Genomic DNA, 2331 nt, shown 5'->3' on the forward strand with positions numbered 1-2331 from the left:
CCATCGACCGGTTGGCGGTGTAGAGATGGAAGCCGCAGCCGGTCTGCGCCTGCGGCCCGCCATTGCCGCCCATGGTGACGAGCCCGGCGATGAAGTCGGTGGCCATGTCCGGCAGCGGCGGCGGGTTCCAGCGCAGCTGGGTCGGCGGGGCCGGCACCTCGTCGAAGCGGCTGGTCAGCCGGCCGGAGTCCAGCGGGCGGAACGGCTCGTGCATCACCGCCGGGCGGATGCGGTACAGCCAGGAGCGGCGGTTGTGGGCGCGCGGGGCGGTGAAGGCGGTGCCGCTGATCTGTTCGGCATAGAGTCCGTAGGGCGGGCGCTGCGGCGAGTTGCGGCCGACCGGCAAGGCGCCGGGCAACGCCTCCGTCGCGAATTCGTTGCCGAAGCCGGACCGGTAGGTGAAGGCGGAGGACGTCATGCGGGCTGCTCCCTGATCCGGGGATGCGGCCGGCGCCAGGCGCCGGGCGCGACCATTTGCCGCTCATATAGTTTCTTTTGAAACTACAGGCCAGGGGAAAGTTGGGGAGGAGGTCTCTCTTGCCTGGGGAAATCCCCTCCCCCCCCGGGGAGAGGGAGAATCCACCCTCAGTTCATCAGGCGGTCGGGCAGGTCCAGGATGAAGTCGCCGCCTTCGTCGTAGCCCGCCGTGCGGATCACGCCATATTGTGGGGTCTGCGGCGCTTCGCTGGTCACGTCCTGGCGCACCTCCTGGTAGAGGGCGTAGCCGCTGCTGTCCTTCGGCAGGCCCAGCACCCGCGTCTTCAGCGCCACCGCGAAGGGGGAGTTCACGTCGCCGTCGGCCACCGGCTCGTCGCCGCCCGACGACAGGGCCATGACCGAGCGGCGCTGCCGGATCTCCGTCTCGTTGGCGAGGCGGCTGGCATCGATTTTCTGTTCCTTGGTGAAGGCGCCGGAATAGCAGCTGTCGGACACCACCATCACATGTTTGGCCGGCATGCGGCTGAGGAAGCGGCCGATGTCGTTGTTCGACACCCAGTTGCGGGCGCTGGTCGTCTCCGCGTCGGCGGGCAGCCAGTAACCGGTGCCGGTCTCCGCCAGCTCATAGCCGTGGCCGGCGTAATAGACCATCACCTGGTCCTGCTCGCCGACCTCGCGGCCGAGCTTGCGCAGGGCGTCGCCGATCTGCGCCTTGGTCGGGTTGCGCAGCACTCGCGTCTCGTAGCCGAGATGGTCGTTCAGCGCCTTGCCCACCGCCTTGATGTCGGCGTCGGGCGTGGCGAGCGCCGGGATGGCCCCGTCGCGGTAGCTGTCGACGGCGATCATCAGGGCGATCTTGCGCGGCTTCGGCGGGGCGGCCGGGTCGGGAGCGGCAGCGGCGCTGTCGATGGCGATGCGCTGCTCCGTCGTCTTGCCGGTCTCGTCGGTCATGGTCAGGGTGGCTTCGGTCGCCCCCGGCTCCACCGGGATGCTGGTGCGGAACTGGCCCTGCTCGTCGATGAAGACCCAGCGGCCGTTCACCCGCGCTTCCGCCAGATTGGCGCTGTCGGCGACGATGCCGCGCAGGGTCATGGTGCCGCCACGGGTGCGGCCGCCGCGTGCCTGCCGCAGGCTGGGCGGGGCCGAGGCGGTCGGCTGCCGGCCGAACATGTCCGCCGCCGCCGGGTTCGCCACCAGCTGGCGCAGTGCGCCGGCGAAGGCCTGGCTGCGCTGTTCGCGCTCCACCCGCTGGACCATGGCGAGGTAGGTGCGGGCGACCTGCGGCGGCAGGTTGGCCTGCGTCACCACGGCGCGCACCTGGGCATAGCCGCCGGGCTGGCCGGCCGCGCTGTTCTGCAGGATGCCGCCGACGCGCACCGCCACCGGGTCGCCGCTGGCGGTCAGGCCGCCGATCAGCGTGGCGACGGGAACGCTGGTGAGCACCGCGCGCTGCTCCTGCAGCGACAGGCTGCCGGTGGCGAGCGTCGTCACTGCCTGGGCCATGCCGCCGCTGGCGGCCGCCTGGATGAGGCTGCCGGCCGCCGCCTGCACCTGCGGCGAGGCGAGGAGCTGCGGCCCCGGCTGCGACAGGGTGGCGCCGGCGGAATAGGCGGCCGTCGCCTCCGCCGTGAAGGTGACGGAGCGGCCGGATGCCAGCACCACCGTCGCCGGGGCGGGCGGCGGGGCGGGCGGCGGCGGCGAGGTGGGGCCGCCCGGGGACGGCGAACCGCTGTCCGCCCCCCGAGTGCCCTGCCCGTCGCCGCCCTGGCCGGCTGCGGTTTGGCCACTCGCATTCTGGGCAGCCGTGCCCTGCTCCCGCGTCCCCAGGAAGCTCTGCGGATTGTTCGTGCCGGGTCCGACGCTGGTACTGAAACCGGTGGTGCCGCCGGTCGT

The 2331-nt window shown here is 72.2% G+C and carries 2 protein-coding genes; both read right to left on the reverse strand.

The features are described from left to right. The coding region (locus I71_RS30270; RefSeq protein ID WP_042703120.1) for a homogentisate 1,2-dioxygenase at positions 1 to 418 on the reverse strand (418 nt) is incomplete at its 3' end. Between the two features lie 167 nt (positions 419 to 585). Beyond that, positions 586 to 2331 (reverse strand): caspase family protein (locus tag I71_RS30275; protein ID WP_042703122.1); only part of this gene is annotated, 1746 nt, incomplete at its 5' end.

Origin of the sequence: Azospirillum sp. B506, from assembly GCF_000333595.1 — a bacterium.
Taxonomy (GTDB): Bacteria; Pseudomonadota; Alphaproteobacteria; order Azospirillales; family Azospirillaceae; genus Azospirillum.